Source organism: Nocardia vaccinii NBRC 15922 (assembly GCF_001613305.1).
In the GTDB taxonomy this organism is placed as follows: Bacteria; Actinomycetota; Actinomycetes; order Mycobacteriales; family Mycobacteriaceae; genus Nocardia; species Nocardia vaccinii.
On record NZ_BDCC01000009.1, the window covers coordinates 1 to 17,377 of the forward strand.

Annotated in this window: 18 protein-coding genes and 1 pseudogene; 3 read left to right on the forward strand and 16 right to left on the reverse strand. The window is 66.9% G+C overall.

All coding sequences use genetic code 11. The features are described from left to right. Positions 1-111: 111 nt before the first annotated feature. From NV1_RS04665 to NV1_RS45470, 8 genes and pseudogenes are all read right to left on the reverse strand, one after another. The gene (locus tag NV1_RS04665) at positions 112-669 is read right to left on the reverse strand and encodes a F0F1 ATP synthase subunit B (protein WP_067885885.1); all 558 of its coding nucleotides are present in this window, start codon (positions 667-669) and stop codon (positions 112-114) included. Between the two features lie 5 nt (positions 670-674). Next, positions 675-923, reverse strand: a complete 249-nt coding sequence (locus NV1_RS04670; protein ID WP_067885887.1) for an ATP synthase F0 subunit C — start codon at positions 921-923, stop codon at positions 675-677. An 84-nt stretch (positions 924-1,007) separates the two neighbouring features. Further along, a complete protein-coding gene (atpB, locus tag NV1_RS04675; RefSeq protein WP_174557407.1) occupies positions 1,008-1,784 on the reverse strand; it encodes a F0F1 ATP synthase subunit A in 777 nt (258 codons plus the stop codon). Positions 1,785-2,101: 317 nt separating this feature from the next. After that, positions 2,102-2,539 (reverse strand): Cg1360 family ATP-synthase-associated protein, encoded by a 438-nt coding sequence (locus tag NV1_RS04680; RefSeq protein ID WP_067886620.1) that lies wholly within the window; start codon positions 2,537-2,539, stop codon positions 2,102-2,104. A 100-nt stretch (positions 2,540-2,639) separates the two neighbouring features. Continuing rightward, entirely contained in the window at positions 2,640-3,836 is a 1,197-nt protein-coding gene (locus tag NV1_RS04685; protein ID WP_067885891.1) for an MraY family glycosyltransferase, read from the reverse strand. A gap of 11 nt (positions 3,837-3,847) precedes the next feature. After that, positions 3,848-4,513, reverse strand: a complete 666-nt coding sequence (locus NV1_RS04690; RefSeq protein ID WP_067885892.1) for an L-threonylcarbamoyladenylate synthase — start codon at positions 4,511-4,513, stop codon at positions 3,848-3,850. 60 nt (positions 4,514-4,573) lie between these two features. Next, the gene (locus NV1_RS04695) at positions 4,574-5,416 is read right to left on the reverse strand and encodes an ABC transporter permease (protein ID WP_067885893.1); all 843 of its coding nucleotides are present in this window, start codon (positions 5,414-5,416) and stop codon (positions 4,574-4,576) included. Then, a pseudogene (locus NV1_RS45470) lies at positions 5,376-5,690 on the reverse strand (hypothetical protein); the annotation flags it as partial. The gene NV1_RS04695 and the pseudogene NV1_RS45470, both read right to left, overlap by 41 nt. A gap of 283 nt (positions 5,691-5,973) precedes the next feature. Here NV1_RS45470 and NV1_RS04705 point away from each other — a divergent pair. Then, entirely contained in the window at positions 5,974-6,231 is a 258-nt protein-coding gene (locus tag NV1_RS04705; protein ID WP_067886621.1) for a type II toxin-antitoxin system Phd/YefM family antitoxin, read from the forward strand. Next, entirely contained in the window at positions 6,231-6,503 is a 273-nt protein-coding gene (locus NV1_RS04710; RefSeq protein ID WP_067885895.1) for a Txe/YoeB family addiction module toxin, read from the forward strand. Before NV1_RS04705 ends, NV1_RS04710 begins: the two co-directional genes overlap by 1 nt. Before the next feature lie 3 nt (positions 6,504-6,506). Here the strand turns inward: NV1_RS04710 and prmC are convergent, their stop codons facing one another. The 3 genes from prmC to rpmE all read right to left on the reverse strand — a co-directional run bounded on the left by prmC (position 6,507) and on the right by rpmE (position 9,049). Beyond that, a complete protein-coding gene (gene prmC, locus NV1_RS04715) occupies positions 6,507-7,385 on the reverse strand; it encodes a peptide chain release factor N(5)-glutamine methyltransferase (RefSeq protein ID WP_067885896.1) in 879 nt (292 codons plus the stop codon). A gap of 181 nt (positions 7,386-7,566) precedes the next feature. After that, positions 7,567-8,646, reverse strand: a complete 1,080-nt coding sequence (gene prfA / locus NV1_RS04720) for a peptide chain release factor 1 (protein ID WP_067885897.1) — start codon at positions 8,644-8,646, stop codon at positions 7,567-7,569. 172 nt (positions 8,647-8,818) lie between these two features. Beyond that, positions 8,819-9,049, reverse strand: a complete 231-nt coding sequence (gene rpmE, locus NV1_RS04725) for a 50S ribosomal protein L31 (RefSeq protein WP_067885898.1) — start codon at positions 9,047-9,049, stop codon at positions 8,819-8,821. Positions 9,050-9,511: 462 nt separating this feature from the next. Here rpmE and NV1_RS04730 point away from each other — a divergent pair, with 462 nt between their 5' ends. Further along, positions 9,512-9,727 carry a hypothetical protein gene (locus NV1_RS04730; RefSeq protein ID WP_067885900.1) on the forward strand — a complete coding sequence of 72 codons (216 nt, stop codon included), beginning with the start codon at positions 9,512-9,514 and terminating at the stop codon, positions 9,725-9,727. Positions 9,728-9,856: 129 nt separating this feature from the next. On the opposite strand, the gene rho is transcribed toward NV1_RS04730, so the two are convergent. From rho to lysA, 5 genes are all read right to left on the reverse strand, one after another. Further along, positions 9,857-11,815, reverse strand: a complete 1,959-nt coding sequence (gene rho, locus NV1_RS04735) for a transcription termination factor Rho (RefSeq protein WP_157116575.1) — start codon at positions 11,813-11,815, stop codon at positions 9,857-9,859. A gap of 415 nt (positions 11,816-12,230) precedes the next feature. Then, positions 12,231-13,220, reverse strand: a complete 990-nt coding sequence (gene thrB / locus NV1_RS04740) for a homoserine kinase (RefSeq protein ID WP_067886623.1) — start codon at positions 13,218-13,220, stop codon at positions 12,231-12,233. 28 nt (positions 13,221-13,248) lie between these two features. Beyond that, positions 13,249-14,340, reverse strand: coding sequence for a threonine synthase (gene thrC / locus NV1_RS04745; RefSeq protein WP_067885903.1), 1,092 nt, complete (start codon positions 14,338-14,340; stop codon positions 13,249-13,251). Then, positions 14,337-15,836, reverse strand: a complete 1,500-nt coding sequence (locus tag NV1_RS04750; RefSeq protein ID WP_067885905.1) for a homoserine dehydrogenase — start codon at positions 15,834-15,836, stop codon at positions 14,337-14,339. Before NV1_RS04750 ends, thrC begins: the two co-directional genes overlap by 4 nt. Next, a complete protein-coding gene (gene lysA / locus NV1_RS04755) occupies positions 15,833-17,254 on the reverse strand; it encodes a diaminopimelate decarboxylase (protein WP_067885907.1) in 1,422 nt (473 codons plus the stop codon). The genes NV1_RS04750 and lysA overlap by 4 nt, the downstream gene beginning before the upstream one ends. Positions 17,255-17,377: the final 123 nt, after the last annotated feature.

Here is a 17,377-nt window from a genome sequence, read left to right on the forward strand (position 1 = left end):
GCCGCCTCCGGCCGCTGACCTGTCCAGGCAGCGTTTGTTCATGCCTGTACAGGGCGGCCTGCGTGGTCACGCTCCGCTGCCGCCTCCGGCCGCTGACCTGTCCAGGCATGGCTACCTTCCGACCCCGATACCGGCCTGCAGATCCAGTTCTGCAAGAAATCGGTCGATGGAGGCGGCCTGTTTGGCCTCATCGGCAACCGACTGCCCGATGATCTTCTCGGCGAGATCGACCGCGGTGTGGCCGAGTTCGGCACGAAGTTCGGTCACGATCTGCTGACGCTGGGCCTCGAGCTGCGTGTGGCCGGTGGCCACGATGCGGTCCGCCTCGGCCTGGGCCTCCGCGCGCAGCTGCGCGAGGATCTGCTGGCCCTGGGTGCGCGCCTCTTCACGGATGCGCGCGGCCTCGAGCCGGGCGTCGGCCAGCTGCTGCTGATACTGCGCCAGCGTTTCCTGTGCCTGCGCCTGTGCGGCTTCGGCTTTCTCGAGCCCGCCCTCGATCTTCTCCGAACGTTCGTCGAGCACCTTGCTCAAGCGCGGGGCGACGTACTTGAAGAACACGACGGCGACGACGATGAAGACCACCGCCGACCAAAAGATGTCGTACGGCTCCGGCAGCAGCGGGTTCGGATCCGAACCGCTGTCGGCCGCGAGCAAAACCATCCCGTTCATGGCAATCAGAAGATGAAGCCGGCGACGAGACCGATGAGCGCCAGGGCCTCGGTGAACGCGATACCCAGGAACATGTTGGTCCGGATGGTGCCCTGCAGCTCGGGCTGCCGGGCGATGCCCTCGATCGCCTTACCGACGACGATGCCGACGCCGATGCCCGGGCCGATGGCCGCCAGGCCGTAACCGACGGCGCCGTAGCCCTTCACCGTGGGGGCGTTCTCGGCGAGGGTGGTGGCCACGTTGGAGAGGCTCATGAGTTTTCTTTCCCTTTCTGTTGCCCACACCGCAGCGTGTGTGGGTCAGTCGGTGTGCGGTTGTCTGTGGGCGCGTATGCGCGGTCAGTGCGAATCGGCGTGCTGCGCCAGGCCGATGTATACGGCTGTCAGCAGCGCGAAAACGTAGGCCTGCAAGAAAATCACCAGCATCTCGAACAGCGTGAAGGCGAAACCGCCGGCCAGCGAGAACGGGGACAGGCCCTTCATCCAGGCGGCGCCGTCGAACAGGAAGAACTGCGTGGCGCTGAAGAACAACACCAGCATGATGTGTCCGGCCAGCATGTTCGCCATGAGTCGCACGGTGAGCGTGAACGGGCGCAGGAGGAAGGTCGAGATGAACTCGATCGGAATCAGCAGCACGTGCATCGCGGGCGGCACATTGGGCACCACGATGGACGAGCGCATGTACTTCCAGAAGCCGTACTTCTTGATACCGATGTAGTTGAACGCGACGTACGCGACAATTGCCAGCACCAGCGGCATACCGATCCGCGCGTTCGAGGAAATGTTCAGGAACGGGATCACGCTGGAGAAGTTCAGGAACAGGACGGCGAAGAAGATCGACGCGATCAGCGGGAAGAACTTCTTGCCGGTTTCCTTGCCCAGCACCTCGAAGCAGATCTGCTCACGCACGAATACGAGACCGTATTCGGCGACGTTCTGCAGACCGCGCGGTACGAGTTTGGGACTGCGGAACGCCAGCGCCATGAAGGCGATCAGAACCGCAGCCATGACGACGCGGATCAGCATCAAACGGTTGAGCTCGAAAGGAGTCCCGCCGAACAGCACCGCCGAAGGGAAAAAGTCGGACAGCGAGGGCGCATGGAACTCGCCCGCCAGAGTGGTGACGCTCAGCGTTCTCTCCCGTGTTCGGGCCGCGGCATATCAAGGGTCTCCGCGGTTCGATCGGACATTGACGATCAGGTGGTCGACTAGGGTCGGCTCGAAGTTCGTCAGCAGCTGAGGCGGGAAGGAACCCGCTCGAGGCGTCTGTACGTCGGCGACATCGTCGACGGTGCAGAGCCGAACCCCCTTAAGGCCCGGCACGGCTGCAAGCATACCGGCAATGGCCGGATCGCAATGATCGCCCCCACTGATCGGATGCTTACGGTAAAGAGTTTACCAAGCCATCTACGACAACGTGTAGGGGGTATCGCTCACAGTTTTGAACGATCTTGCCCGGAGCCCTCGCCCGGCGGGGTCACGACCGGAACCCGTTGGCGCAGTACGCCGTACGTCTCCGCACCCAGAACGACGAGCAGCGCGCCCACCACGGTCAGGAACAACGACATCCGGTCGTAGAAGTCGAAACGCTTCAGCACCGCGACGACGACGAGGACAACCAGGAGTTTGCCGACCCAGCTGCCCAGCATCACCATGCCCTGGATGCCGGTCTCCAATCTCGCACTGAACAGCACCAGCGCGGCGGTGGTCAGAATGAAGAACCCGCCGATAGCCGAGCCGATCACCGCACCCCACAAACCGGGCAGACCCGCGAAGATCGTGGCCAGCACACACGAGATCAGCACCAGCGCGATCAATCCGGCGATGCCGTAGCGCAGCGCCGCCCGCAGCGCCTGATCGGCGGGCTCCAGGCGCTCTCCGTGGTTAGCCGAGCTGCCGCCGCCGGGCCCGTCGCTCGCCCGCTGGGGATCGTCGGGATGGGATTGCGGTGCCGTGGTCACGGTGCGAAGTTTACTCGCCGCTTACTTCCGGCCCGTTCGGCGTCGGATCGCCGGAAACCGACCGGCGCTTGCGCAGCCCCACCGCCTCGCGCAGCGAAGGCACCGCGGTGAGCACCAATGCACACACCAGACCGGCCGCGAACAGCAGCACCACCAGCCGCCGATCGATCAGCGAGGAGCCGACCGCGCCGAAGGCCAGCACGCCGACCCAGAGGTAGATGGTGAGCACGACGCGGCGCTGGGAATGCCCGATCTGCAACAGCCGGTGATGCAGGTGCATCTTGTCCGGCGTGGAGAAGCTCACTCCCGCCCGGACCCGGCGCACGATCGCCAGCACCAGATCCAGCACCGGAATGAACATCACCGCACCGACCAGCAACAGCGGCGACAGCAGACCGACGATGTCGCGCGCGCCGTATCCGGTCAGCGGAATCCGGCCCGAGGCGCCGGTGGAGACCGCCGCCAACATGAGCCCGATCAGCATCGAACCCGAGTCACCCATGAATATCCGGGCGGGCTGGAAATTGTGCGGCAGGAATCCCAGGCAGCCGCCCGCGAGTGCGGCCGCGAGCATCGCCGGTGGGTACCCGTCGGTGGCCCCGCCCTGCTGGTACAGCAGCCCGGCCGCGAAGACGAACACCGCCAGCGCGGCGATCACCCCGAGTCCGGCCGCCAGCCCGTCCAGCCCGTCGACGAAGTTCCACGCGTTGATCATGGTGACCGTGATGATCACCGTCACCGCGCCGCCGTACAGCTGGTCCAGCACCACCGTGGTGTTGGTGAACGGGTTGTAGATCGCGACCCAACTCAGTCCCATCACGGCCATCACGCAGGCCGCGGTGATCTGGCCGACGAATTTGGTCAGCGCGTCCAGGCCCCAGCGGTCGTCGATGATGCCGACCAGCACGATGAGCGTGCCCGCGATCACGACCGCGGGGACGTCGTGCGGATAGTCGAAACCCCGTCGCAGCGCGGGTAGCTGGTGGGCGAACAGCACCGCGGCCACCACGCCCAGATAGATGCCCACCCCGCCCATCCGCGGGATCGGTTTGACGTGCACGTCGCGTTCGCGCGGAATGGCGACCGCGCCGAACTTGATCGCCAGCACCCGAATACCACCGGTGGACAGCAGAGTCACCACCGTCGACACGAGCAGGACCAGCAGAAGCTCGCGCAGCGGAACGACCGCGCCCTGGCTGAATATCATCTACCAGGCCGTCACCGCGACGCTCGGACCGTGAGGTCCCCCGGCGCAATGCCGAGCACCTCGCCCACCTGTTCGGCGCTCACCGCGCCCTCGCGCAGGATGCGCGGACTGTCCGCGGTGAGGTCCACGATCGTCGAGGGGACGCCGTGATCGGCCGGTCCGCCGTCCAGGTACACACCGACCAGCTCGCCGAGCTGTTCGCGCGCCTCCTGCACGGTCGCGGCGGCGGGCTGCCCGGAGACGTTCGCACTGGACACCGCCAACGGGCCGACCTCCCGGAGCAGTTCCAGCGCCACCGGATGCAGCGGCATCCGCAACATCACCGTGCCGCGGGCGTCGCCCAGATCCCATGCCAGCGAAGGAGCTTGCTGCACAACCAGACTCAAGCCGCCCGGCCAGAACGCCCGGATCAGATCGCGCGCGTGCTGCGATACGGAGAACACGAGTCCGTCGATGGTGTTCCAGGACCCCACCAGCACCGGCACCGGCATATCGCGGCCGCGGCGCTTGGCGGCCAGCAGATCGGCGACCGCCCCGGAATCGAAGGCATCTGCCGCCAGGCCGTACACGGTGTCGGTGGGAATGACCGCGAGCCGTCCGGATTTCAACGTCGTCCGCGCGGCGGTCAGCCCGGCGGCACGTGAGTCGGGATCGGAGCAGTCGTAGACGATACTCACCCGGGTGAGTGTATTTGCTGGCGCGAACGGAGGTGCGGCGGGAGTCTCGACATCGGCGAATCACCGCACCAACCGGCCCAGAAGGGCAGAGGCACAGGCGATTCCGAGTACCGCCGCCAGCACGAGAACGCCCATGTCGAGCCATAGCCGGTCGGCCGCGCCGATGAGCAGACCGCGCAGCGCGTCCACCTCGTAGCTGAGCGGATCGACGTGACTGATCACACGTAGCCACCCCGGCATGAGATCGATCGGATACAGCGCGTTGGAGGCGAAGAACAGCGGCATGGTGATCGCCTGGCCGATGCCCATCAGCCGGTCGCGTTTGGTCACCAGACCCGCGATGGACATCGACAGGCAGGCGAAGAAGGACGCGCCCAGGATCACCACGACCACCGCGCCGAGCAGTCTGATCGGGTTCACCGTCAGGTGCACGCGCATCAGCAGCGACAGCACCACGATGATCAGCACCTGCGCGACCGAGCGCACTCCGACCGCGAAGCATTTGCCGGTGATCAGCGCGGCACGCGGGGTCGGCGTGACCAGCAGTTTGTTCAGGATTCCGGCGTCCCGGTCCCAGATCAGCTGGATGCCGTACAGGATCGCGATGAACAGCGCCGACTGCGCGATGACGCCGGGTGCGAGGAAGTCCAGGTAGGGCAGCGAACCGGTCGGGATGCTGTGCAGCCGGGAGAAGGTGGTGCCGAAGATCAGCATCCACAGCGCGGGCTGCACCGCGCGGGTGCACAGTTCGGTGCGATCGTGGCGCAGTTTCTGCAGCTCCACCAGCGCAAACGTCCCGATCCGCGAACTCAGCGCGACCGCGCGACCCACACCGCGCGGCGCCTGGCGCAGCGGCGGGAATTCAGCCGGCACGCTGAGCGGTTCGGCGTGTGTTTCGGACACCGCGCAGCCCTCCCTCCGTATTCGAACCGTGCCTTCGCCGACGTCCACGGGGCCCTGCGTGGTCACGCGAGTTGCTTGCTTCGGGCCCGTCGCTCCCGTCGGAGTCCAGCCCGGCGCCGGCGTGGCGCCGGAAGACGTCCTCGAGCGTGGCCTCCGGGCCCAGGGCGGCCCGCAGATCCGCCGGTGAACCGACCGCCCGCAGAATCCCCTTGTGCAGCAGAGCGATTCGATCGCACAGCACATCGGCCTCGGCCATGTAGTGGGTGGTGAGCAGCGCGTTCGATACGCAGATCCAGATCGTGCACAACGGTGTGGTCGCCGTAGCGGTGCGTCAGGCCGACGCATTCCACGGCCGGGATATCACCGGGTGGCTCAACGGATTTCGCCGTCATCGCGCGCCCCCGGTCTCGCTCGTGCCGAATACCGTTCTGGTGCGCGCGGATCGGGTATTCGGCGGTATTCGACTCTTGCACCGGAAGCCGGTCCGGTCGCAGTCGAACGGCGGGCTATCGAGTACTTCTTGTACGATATATCGTACAAGACAGGAGGTCGCAGCCATGACCGCACTACCCATCTCAACCGTTCGCCAGAATCTATTCGGCCTGGTCCAGCAGGTGAACGACGACCATGACCCGGTCACAGTGGTATCCAAGAGCGGCGAGAACGCGGTACTCGTCGCTGAATCTGATTGGAACTCGTTGCAGGAAACGCTCTACGTCCTGTCTACCCACGGCGGCGTTCAGTTGCTGGCCTCCGCTGAGGCCGCGCGACGCGGTGAGACCGAATTCCACGAACTCCTCGACCCGGATGCCTGATGCCGAGCGATCGTAAGCTCTCCTTTACTTCACAAGGCTGGCACAGCTACGCAGCTTGGCTCGCCCCCGATCGCACCGTCTTGAAAGCCGCGAACAAGCTGATCGAGGCGGTATTGGTGGATCCGTTCACCGGTATCGGCAAGCCGGAGCCACTGCGCCATCAACTGGCCGGCCATTGGTCGCGACGAATCACCCAGGAACATCGACTTGTCTACTACGTGACGGATACGGAGATCGTCGTAGTGCAGGTCGGCGGTCATTACAACGATTGAGCCTCAGTCCGCGGTGCGGCGGGCGGCGACGAAGCGGGGTTTACCCGCGAGATCGGGATGCTCGACGACGGCGGTGAATCGGCCGGCGCCCGCGAACAGGGCGGCGACCCGGGAACCGTTGGTGTCGTCGTGTTCGACCGCGGCCACGCCGTCCGCGCGGAGCAGGCGGGTGATGGTGTCGATCATCGGGGTGATCACGGACAGGCCGTCGGAGCCGCCGAACAGGGCCCGATGCGGGTCGTGGTCGGCCACCTCGGGGTCCAGCCGCGCACCCTCGGGGATGTAGGGCGGATTGGCGACCAGTACGTCCACACGACCGTTCAAGGGGGACAACACATTCGGATCGGTGACGTCGCCGGCGTGCAGATATATGGGTGTATCACCCCGGGCGGCCTGCTCGTCGGCATTGCGGCGCGCCCACGCGCGCGCCGCCGGATCGAGCTCGACCGCGTGCACCTCGGCGTCGGGACGCGCATGCGCGATCGCCAGGGCGAGCGCACCCGATCCGGTACACAGATCCACCACGATCGGCGGATGTTCGTGCCCGGCCACCTCCAGGTGCGCCAGCGCCCAGGCGAACAGCAATTCGGTTTCCGGGCGCGGCACGAATACCCCCGGACCCACCGCCAGATCGATCTCGCCCATCGCCGCGACACCCGTGAGATGTTGCAGCGGAACACGTTCCGCGCGCCGGTCCACCAGTTTGCGAAATTCCACGAGCTGTTCGGCGCTCAGCATCGGCACCAGCGCGAGACGTGAACGCTCCACCCCAAGCACATGGGCGGCGAGATATTCGGCGTCGGTGTGCGGACTGTGCACACCGGCGGATTCGAGCTGTGCGACCGCCTCGAGAACGACCGGACGCAAGGAAACGCGACTCACTGTGTTTTCGGCCTCCGCTTGGATCCGGCGAGTTTTCGGCGCTGTAAGCCCTTGGAGTTGCCGTTGGAGTTGGAGTTGGCGTCAGCCGACCTGACAGTTCCGGCCGACGGCGACGCTTCGCAGTGGGGCGGATCGCACCTGGGGCCGAATCCTTGTCCAGCGACATGATCACGCTACGGGACTACTCGGCGGCTAGGCGGGCGGCTCGATCTGCCTCGCCGAGCGCGTCCAGGAGTGCGTCCAGATCCCCGTCCAGCACCGCATCCAGGTTGTGCGCCTTGAATCCGATGCGGTGGTCGGTGATCCGGTTCTCCGGGAAGTTGTAGGTGCGGATCCGCTCCGACCGGTCCACGGTGCGGATCTGGCTGGCGCGGCCGGCGGCGGCCTCCGCGTCTGCCTGTTCCTCGGCCAGCAGTTGCAGCCGGGCCGCGAGCACCTGCATCGCGCGGATCTTGTTCTGCAGCTGGGACCGCTCGTTCTGGCAGGTCACCACGATGCCGGTGGGCAGGTGGGTGATGCGCACGGCCGAATCGGTGGTGTTGACGCCCTGACCGCCCTTACCGGAGGAGCGATAGACGTCGATGCGCAGATCACCCTCGTCGATCTGCACCTGCTCGACCTCGTCGGGTTCGGGATAGATCAGAATTCCCGCGGCCGAGGTGTGGATGCGCCCCTGGGATTCGGTCACCGGCACCCGCTGCACGCGGTGCACGCCGCCCTCGAACTTGAGCCGGGACCACACACCGTCGCGACTGGGCTCGCGACTCTTGATGGTGATCGTCGCCTCCTTGTAGCCGCCCAGATCGGAGATGGTGGCGTCGAGAATCTCGACCTTCCAGCCGCGTCGCTCGGCATAGCGGATGTACATCCGGGCCAGATCCGAGGCGAACAGCGCAGATTCCTCGCCGCCCTCGCCGGATTTCACCTCGAGCACCACGTCGTCGGCGTCGTGCGGATCGCGTGGGGCGAGCAGATCGGTGAGCGTCTTCTCCAGCTCCTGCACCTGCTCTTCCAGATCCGGCACCTCGGCGGCGAAGGAAGCGTCGTCCGCGGCCAGCTCTCGCGCGGCGCTCAGGTCCTCGCGCGCGGCCTGCAGTTTGGTGTAAGCGGACATGATCGGAGCCAGCTCGGCGAACCGCTTGCCCACGCGCCTGGCCTCGGCCGGATTGTTGTGCAGCGCCGGATCGGACAGCTGCGTCTCCAACCCGGCGTGTTCGGCCAGGATGTCGTCGATCGCGGACGGGGCCGTCACATCGGCCATCGCGGGAGCTCCTCTGTGCGATTCTCGGTCGATTCCTGCAATTTCATTTCCCTCAACACCTCACCACCACCGAAGCTCGCCGCGAACACCCCGGAGGAAAGCGGAGGGCAAAGACACAGCGAAAAATACCGACGCCCGCCCTGCACGGACAGGACGGGCGTCGATGGGACAGCTACTTGGCGTCGGCCTTCTTCGGGGTGCGCTTGCCGTAGCGAGCCTCGAAGCGGGCGACGCGGCCGCCGGTGTCGAGGATCTTCTGCTTGCCCGTGTAGAACGGGTGGCACTGCGAGCAGACCTCGACGGTGATCTTGCCCGACTCCTTGGTGCTGCGAGTCTGGAACGTGTTCCCACAACCGCAGACGACGGTCGTCTCCACGTATGTGGGGTGGATTCCTGCCTTCATGGATGTCCTTTCGATGGTCGCCGGGTCGCCCTGGCGAAACAGGACGTGAACCGGAACCGACTAGGCATTGTTGCCAACGAACCAGTGTAAACGCCGATCTGCCCCGGTTTTGTTCCGGGCCGGATCGACCGGCGATGTTCCCAAAACGGGGAACAGGTATGTTTATTCCCCGAACAAGCCCTAGCGTGGTCCCCCAGAAAGTACGGGCGCGCATATTCGCAGCTCTCGAGCCACGCTGAACTCGGGTAGTCGGCTACTCGTGAATATGAACAGAGGTGTTCATAGATTATCGGCAGCAGGCCGGAACCGGCTACGGCAGGAGGGAACGCAGTGAATCAGCACACCGCTCGGGGGGCTCGGGGGTCGCGGTCTCCCGGATCGGCGATCGGCCGTAGGCTTCGCGTCCTGCCGGGGGGTTGGCGCGCGGAACTCCTCGCCGGAGCCGTATTGACGATTTTGTCGGTGACGATCGCCATCTGCTGGTGGGCGGCGCCCGCGGACCGGGCCGCCGAGCTCACGCCCGGCACGCCCGGTGACACCGAGCCCTATCAGTTCACCGCGACCGCGTTGCCGACCGGCGGACTCACCGCCGCCACCGCACTGATCCTCGGCGGATTGATCCTCGGCGCGGTACTGGTCGGCCGAATCTTCTACTCCCCCACCCGAAAACGCCGCTGAGGCCCTGCCGCAGCAGGACCTCAGCGGGGGTGGGCATCCGGCGAGGACACGGCTCGCTCGCCGGACATACGTTCCGTGCGCCGTGCGAGCCCGTCGCGACACCGGCGAGCCCGCACGAACGCTGGAGTACTACTCGTCCAGAGCACCCGGCGCGGTCTTGGAGACCTGCACCAGGAATTCCATATTGTTCTTGGACTTGCGCAACCGGTCGATCAGCAGATCGATCGCCTGATGCGAATCCAGGCCGGACAGCACGCGCCGCAGCTTGTGGATGACCGCGGCCTCGTCCGGCGACATGATCAGCTCGTCGCGGCGGGTACCGGACGGGTTGACGTCCACCGCCGGGAACACCCGGCGCTCGGCGATCTTGCGATCGAGCTTGAGCTCCGCGTTACCGGTGCCCTTGAACTCCTCGAAGATGACCGTGTCACCGGTGGACCCGGTCTCCACCATCGCGGTCGCGATGATGGTCAGCGAGCCGCCGTTCTCGATGTTGCGCGCCGCGCCCAGGAACCGCTTGGGCGGGTACAGCGCGGTCGAATCGACACCACCGGACAGGATGCGGCCGGAGGCGGGCGAGGAGTTGTTGTACGCGCGCCCCAGACGGGTGATCGAGTCCAACAGCACGACGACGTCCTGGCCCATCTCCACCAGGCGCTTGGCCCGCTCGATGGCGAGCTCGGCGACCGAGGTGTGATCGCTCGGCGGCCGGTCGAACGTCGAGGCGATCACCTCGCCGCGCACCGAGCGCTGCATATCGGTGACCTCTTCGGGACGTTCGTCGACCAGCACCACCATCAGGTAGCACTCGGGGTTGTTGGTCGCGATGGCGTTCGCGATGTCCTGCATGATCGTGGTCTTACCGGCCTTGGGCGGGGACACGATCAGGGCACGCTGCCCCTTGCCGATCGGCATGATCAGATCGATCACGCGGGTGGTCAGCTTGTTGGGTTGCGTCTCGAGCCGCAGCCGCTGGTTCGGGTACAGCGGGGTCAGCTTGTTGAACTCCGGACGGCGCCGAGCCGAATCGACATCGGTGCCGTTGACGGTGTCCAGGCGTACCAGCGGATCGAACTTCTGCCGCTGATTGCCCTGCTCACCCTCGCGGGGCGCGCGCACCGCACCGGTGATCGCGTCACCGCGGCGCAGGCCGTTCTTGCGGACCAGGTTCATCGAGACGTACACGTCGTTCGGACCGGCCAGATAGCCGGAGGTGCGCACGAACGCGTAGTTGTCCAGCACGTCCAGGATTCCGGCGACCGGCTGCAGGACGTCGTCCTCGCGGATCTCGACCTCGCGGGCCTCGCCACCGGCGCCACCCTCGCGGTCCCGGCCCCGACGACGCTCCCGGAACCGGCGGCCGCGACGGCCCCGGCCGTCACCGTCGTCGTCACCACCGCGATCACGATCACGATCGCGATCGGCGCCGTTGCGGTTCTGGTTGCCCTGACCGTTCTGCTGACTACGGTCGTTCTGCTGACTGCGATCACGACGACGCTCACCGGAGTCCTGCTCGGACTTGACCTCGGCGCCGTTGGTCTCGGCCTTGACCTCGCCGCCCTCGGCCGCACGCTGCTCACGACCGCGACGCTGCCGGCCACGGCCCCGCTGACCGCCCTCGCGGCCGGAATCCTCACCCGAGTCGGCCTGGCGCGCAGGCGAATCAGCCTTGGCCTGAGCGGGCTCGGCAGCCTTCTCGGCCTTATCGGCGGGCTTGGCCGACTTCTCGGCCTTCTCGGCGGGCCTGTCGGACTTCTCGGCCTTCTCGGCGGACTTGTCGGCAGGCTTCTCGGCGACGCCGTCCAGCGTCTGCTGCTCGCCGCGCGCCGAGGCGGACTTGGCCCGCGGCGCTTCCGCGGCGGGTGCGGGCTCGTCGGTCTTCGCCGACTTGGCGGGCGCGGATCCCTCGCGGCCACGCACGGGCTTACCAGCCGAACCACCGGCCTGATTTTCCTTGATAGCGGCGATGAGATCGCCCTTACGCATTCCGGAAGTGCCTCGTATACCGAGCTCTCCGGCCAGTGCGCGCAACTGCGGCAACAACATTCCAGTCAGCCCCGATCGTGCGACGTCGGTTTGTTCGCTCATTTTCGAAATCTGTCCGGAGTCACTTTCGCGGCTGTCCGAGGAACGTCCATCGGTTTCCACCCCGGGTGTCGCGAGCAGGTCCGTATCTGTCACGGAGATCCTTTCCTTCCCTCGATTGCCGTGTGCTTATTCGAGGGTTTCGTCCCGAAGCCCGATCACTGTGCCGAGCCCGGATGCCGTATCGCCTGCCCCGCCGGACCTGCGGTTCATCACCGCCAGGTCTGCGCCACCGGTTCACAAAGGTGGGAGTTCATTCCAGTGCTGACCCCAAGATCTCTCGAGACCCGTCTCGCGAGCCTGAGCAAGGAGCCTGCTGGAGCGATTGCCCAAATGAAGCACCGGCGTCTGATGCGCACGATGTACGGACTCGCTCAGGATAGCTCCCCACTGGAATGCCTGCAAGGCAGGCACGCCGTCAATCGGTTCGCACACCCTCGGAAATGGCGGGTTCGAGCACCCGCAGCCCCTCGGCAATCGCGAGTTCACGCAGTTCGGCAGGAAATTCACCGGTGGTCAACACCAATACGGTCGGGCCCGCACCGGATACGGTCGCGGCGATTCCGGCCTCGCGCAGCCGAGCGATCCAGGTCGTCGTCACCGGCAGCGCCGAGGCCCGGTAGCCCTGATGCAGACGATCTTCGGTGGCGGGAAGCAGCAGGTCAGGACGTTGCGTCAAGGCCACTACCGCGAGTGCGGCACGGCTGGCGTTGAATGCGGCGTCACCGTGCGGCACCGTTTCGGGCAGCAGCCCGCGGGTATGCGAAGTGGCCGAACGCTCCTCCGGAACCAGGACGAACGCGCGCAGCCGAGCATGCGGATCCAGCCGCACGGCGCGATACCCGCGGCCGAGCCGTTCACCGTCGGCAACCTCGTCGTTCTCGGTCCAGGACACCACGATGCCGCCCAGCACACTGGCCGCCGCATTATCCGGATGTCCCTCGAATTCCGCTGCCAGCTGGACCAATTCGGCTTCGTCGCAGCTGCGTTCCGGATCGAACTTCGCGGCCAGCGCCCAGCCCGCGGCCAGTCCGCCGACCACCGCCGAGGCCGAGGAACCCAGCCCACGCGAATGCGGAATCACGTTGTGGCACACCACATCCAGGCCGTCGGCCCAGACGCCCGCGGCCTGCAGGCCGCGTTCGATCGCACGGACCACGAGATGTGAAGGGCCCCAAGGAACATCGTCCGCGCCCTCGCCCTCGACCCGGATTGTCAGCCCGGAATCGGTGGTGCGCACGACGATCTCGTCGTACAGCCCCAGCGCGATTCCCAGCGAATCGAAACCGGGTCCGAGATTGGCGCTGGACGCGGGCACCCGTGCCGTGACGCACAGCCCCGCGGGCAGGGTTCGGGTCGCAGCGGGGTCGTGCCGGCCGACCTGCGCGGGCGTTGTGACAGGGTTCACTCGCTCACGTTGCCCTTCCCGCGCCAACTCAGGCCAGTTCCAGCTCGTGGGCGACCGCGACCGGGTCGACCGCGATCGCCTGAACCTGCGGCATCCCCAACAGCGCCGTGTCGGGGTCCTTGAGACCGTTACCGGTCACCGTGCAGACCACGGTCAGCCCCGCATCCAGCCAGCCCTCCTCGCGCGCGGCCAGCAGCCCGGCCACGCCGGCGGCCGAAGCCGGTTCGACGAAAACGCCCTCGGTGCCCGCGACCAGGCGATACGCCTCGAGAATCGCCTCGTCGGTGGCCGCGCGGAACGCGCCGCCCGACTCTTCCTTGGCGGCCACCGCGCTGTTCCACGACGCGGGTGCGCCGATCCGGATGGCGGTGGCGATCGTCTCGGGATCCTTCACCGGGGCGCCGTTGACCAGTGGCGCGGCACCCGCGGCCTGCACGCCGAGCATGCGCGGACGTGCGGCGATGAGGCCGTCGGCGTAGTACTCGCTGTAGCCCTTCCAGTAGGCCGTGATGTTCCCGGCGTTGCCGACCGGCAGCGCGTGCACATCGGGGGCGCGGCCGAGCGCGTCACAGATTTCGAAGGCGGCGGTCTTCTGGCCCTCGATACGCGCCGGATTCACCGAATTCACGAGGCCGACCTGCGGGAACTCCGAGGTCACCTTGCGCGCGAGCTCGAGGCAGTCGTCGAAATTGCCGTCCACCTGGATGATCTTCGCGCCCAGCATGACCGCCTGGGCCAGCTTGCCCATCGCGATCTTGCCCTGCGGAATCAGCACCGCGCAGTGCATGCCCGCCCGGGTGGCGTACGCCGCGGCCGAGGCCGAGGTGTTGCCGGTGGAGGCGCACAGTACCGCCTTCTGGCCGCGCGCCTTGGCATCGGTCATCGCCACGGTCATTCCGCGATCCTTGAAGGATCCGGTCGGATTCAGCCCCTCGACCTTGAGATACACCTCACATCCGGTGATTTCGGAGAGGTGGTGCGCGGGCACCAGGGGCGTACCGCCCTCGTACAGCGTGACCGTCTCCCAGTCCGCACCGACCGCCAGACGATCGCGATAAGCCTCGATCAGCCCCGGCCAGGGCTTGTGTACCGCGGGAATCGGCACTCCTGCCTTGTTCATTCCTCGGTGCCTTCCAATCTCACAACGCTGGTCACGGACGTGACGGATTCCAGCTCGGCCAACGCGGCCACCGTATCTGCCAGTGCCGACTCGGTCGCGTGGTGGGTGACCACGACCAGTCGCGCGCCCTCGTCCTGTCCCTCCTGGCGGACGGTCGAGATGCTGACACCGTGCTGGGCGAATTCCCCGGCGACCGCCTGCAGAACCCCGGTGCGATCGGCGACCTTCAAGTTCACGTGGTAGCGGGTCGGTGTGTCGCCGATCGGCGCGATCGGCAGCTCAGCATAGACCGATTCGCCCGGTGCGCGGCCACCGAAGAATTTGTTTCGTGCGGCCATCACCACATCGCCCATCACCGCCGACGCGGTCGGCGCGCCGCCCGCGCCCTGGCCGTAGAACATCAGCCGGCCCGCGTTCTCCGCCTCCACGACGACGGCGTTGAACGCCCCGTTCACCGAGGAGAGCGGATGTTTGCGCGGGATCAGCGCTGGATACACCCGTACCGAGATGCGGTCCTTGCCGCCCTGTGCGGGTCCTGGCGCCGCTGCGACGGCTTGCGAGGTGACAGACGGGCCCGAAGGCGGCAGCGAAGCGTCACCACGCAGGGCCCCGGGAGCCTCGCCATCGGACACAGCGGAGGCAGCTTGCGCAACCACGGAGGGGTCCGCAGCGGCGCCCCATGAATACTGTTCATCCGGGCCTGCCGGGACTCGCTCGCAGATGGCCAGCAGCTTGACGGTGCAACCGACGGCCGCGGCGGTCTCCAGATCCTCGGAGGTGATCCGGGAGATGCCCTCGCGATAGACATCCGCGGCGGTGACGCGGGTGTGGAAGGCCAGCGAGGCCAGGATCGCGGCCTTCGCGGCGGCGTCGAAACCCTCGACGTCCGCGGTGGGATCGGCCTCGGCGTAGCCGAGACGGGTGGCCTCGGCGAGCGTCGCGTGGTAGTCCGCGCCGGTCTCGTCCATCGCCGAGAGGATGAAATTCGTTGTGCCGTTGACGATTCCGACGACCCGATTGACCCGGTCACCGGACAGCGACTGGATCAGCGGGCGCACCACCGGGATGGCCCCGGCCACAGCCGCCTCGAAATACAGATCCGCGCGGCTGTGCTCGGCGGCCGCGGCGAGTTCGCCGGTGTAGTCGGCCAGCAGCGCCTTGTTCGCGGTCACCACCGACTTACCCGCGGTGAGCGCGGCGCCGATCAGCGCGCGGGCCGGATCGATACCGCCCATCACCTCGACGACCAGGTCCACGTCGTCGCGGGTGACCAGGGCGTGCGCGTCGGTGGTCAGCAGCTCGGGATCGATGCCCCGGTCCACGTCGATCCGGCGGACCGCGACTCCGCGCAGCACCAGCGGGGCGCCGATGCGCTGGCGCAGGTCCTGCGCCTGCTCCTGGATGATCCGCACGACCTCGGTACCGACATTGCCCATGCCCAGGACCGCGACGCCGATCGGATGATCGGATCCGAAGGGGTATTCCCGGTCCGTCATGACTGCACCTCCAAGCTCAAGAGATCTTCCACCGTCTCGCGGCGCAGGATCAGGCGCGCCTGCCCGTCGCGCACGGCCACCACCGCCGGACGGGTCAAGAGGTTGTAGCGGCTCGACATCGAATAGCAGTAGGCACCCGTCGCCGCCACGGCGATCAGATCGCCTGGACCGACGTCCTCGGGCATCCAGGTGTCACGGATCACGATATCGCCGCTCTCACAGTGCTTTCCGACCACGCGGGCGACGACCGCGGCGGACTCGCTGGACCGCGAGACCAGGCGGCAGTCGTATTCGGCCTGATACAGCGCCGGGCGGATGTTGTCGCTCATGCCGCCGTCCACGCTGACGTAGCGGCGCTGCGCGCCCGCGTCCAGGACGACGTCCTTGATCGTGCCGACCTCGTACAGCGTGACGGTGCCCGGTCCGGCGATGGCGCGGCCCGGTTCGATCGCGATGGTCGGGGTGGGCAGGCCGATCTGGGCGGACTCCTCCTCCACCAGATGACGGACCTTCTTCGCGAATTCGTCCAGCGGCGGCGCGTCGTCCCCAGGCAGATACGAAATGCCCAGTCCGCCACCGAGATCCAGCGTGTGGATCTGCTGGGTGCGATCGACGCCGAACTTCTCGATCGCCTCGCGCAGCAGCCGCAGCATACGGCGCGCGGAGATCTCGAAGCCGTCGATATCGAAGATCTGCGAACCGATATGGCTGTGCAGGCCGACCAGACGCAGATTCTCGGCCTCGAACACCCGCGCCAGCGCCTCCATCGCATCGCCACCGGCGATCGAGAAGCCGAACTTCTGATCCTCGTGCGCGGTCGAAATGTATTCGTGCGTATGGGCTTCCACGCCGACGGTGACACGCACGAGGACATCCTGCAGCACACCCGCGCGGCCGGCCGCGGCCTCCAGGCGGTCGATCTCGATCAACGAGTCGACCACGACGTGGCCCACCCCGGCCGAAACCGCGGCGTCCAGTTCGGCGACCGATTTGTTGTTGCCGTGCAGGGCGATTCGCTCGGCCGGGAATCCGGCGTGCAGGGCCACCGCGAGTTCGCCGCCGGAGGCCGCGTCCAGGTACAGGCCCTCGTCGCGGACCCAGCGCGCCACCTCACCGCACAGGAAAGCCTTCGAGGCGTAGTGAACTCGGGCATCGGGTCCGTACGCGCGCACCATATCGCGGCAGCGGGAACGGAAGTCGTCCTCGTCCACCACGAACAGCGGGGTGCCGAACCGCTCGGCGAGTTCGGACACCGGTACACCGGCCAACCGCACCACGCCGTCGGCGTCGCGAGAAGCGTTGCGGGGCCAGACGTTCGCGGGCAGATCGATCAGCTGCGCCGGATCTTTCGGCCGCTCTGGAAGATTCGGGGCATGCGGGATCTCGGCATGCCGCGGCCCGGCCGGATGCACGCTCATGCGGGAGTCCCGCTGGTGCTCGACTCCGACACGAGCGCGGCCGCACCCATGGTTCGCTCGCTCACGACGAATGATCCCTTCCTCGGTACATACTCATCTGGCGTGCCGCGCTGCACGGATTCG

Excerpts from the sequence above, each read along its gene's own strand:
- NV1_RS04665 (WP_067885885.1), bottom strand. The coding sequence starts at position 669 with ATGAACGGGATGGTTTTGCTCGCGGCCGACAGCGGTTCGGATCCGAAC.
- NV1_RS04670 (WP_067885887.1), bottom strand. The coding sequence starts at position 923 with ATGAGCCTCTCCAACGTGGCCACCACCCTCGCCGAGAACGCCCCCACG.
- NV1_RS04685 (WP_067885891.1), bottom strand. The coding sequence starts at position 3,836 with ATGATATTCAGCCAGGGCGCGGTCGTTCCGCTGCGCGAGCTTCTGCTG.
- NV1_RS04705 (WP_067886621.1), top strand. The coding sequence starts at position 5,974 with ATGACCGCACTACCCATCTCAACCGTTCGCCAGAATCTATTCGGCCTG.
- NV1_RS04710 (WP_067885895.1), top strand. The coding sequence starts at position 6,231 with ATGCCGAGCGATCGTAAGCTCTCCTTTACTTCACAAGGCTGGCACAGC.
- prfA (WP_067885897.1), bottom strand. The coding sequence starts at position 8,646 with ATGGCCGATGTGACGGCCCCGTCCGCGATCGACGACATCCTGGCCGAA.
- rpmE (WP_067885898.1), bottom strand. The coding sequence starts at position 9,049 with ATGAAGGCAGGAATCCACCCCACATACGTGGAGACGACCGTCGTCTGC.
- rho (WP_157116575.1), bottom strand. The coding sequence starts at position 11,815 with ATGAGCGAACAAACCGACGTCGCACGATCGGGGCTGACTGGAATGTTG.
- thrC (WP_067885903.1), bottom strand. The coding sequence starts at position 14,340 with ATGAACAAGGCAGGAGTGCCGATTCCCGCGGTACACAAGCCCTGGCCG.
- NV1_RS04750 (WP_067885905.1), bottom strand. The coding sequence starts at position 15,836 with ATGACGGACCGGGAATACCCCTTCGGATCCGATCATCCGATCGGCGTC.
- lysA (WP_067885907.1), bottom strand. The coding sequence starts at position 17,254 with ATGAGCGTGCATCCGGCCGGGCCGCGGCATGCCGAGATCCCGCATGCC.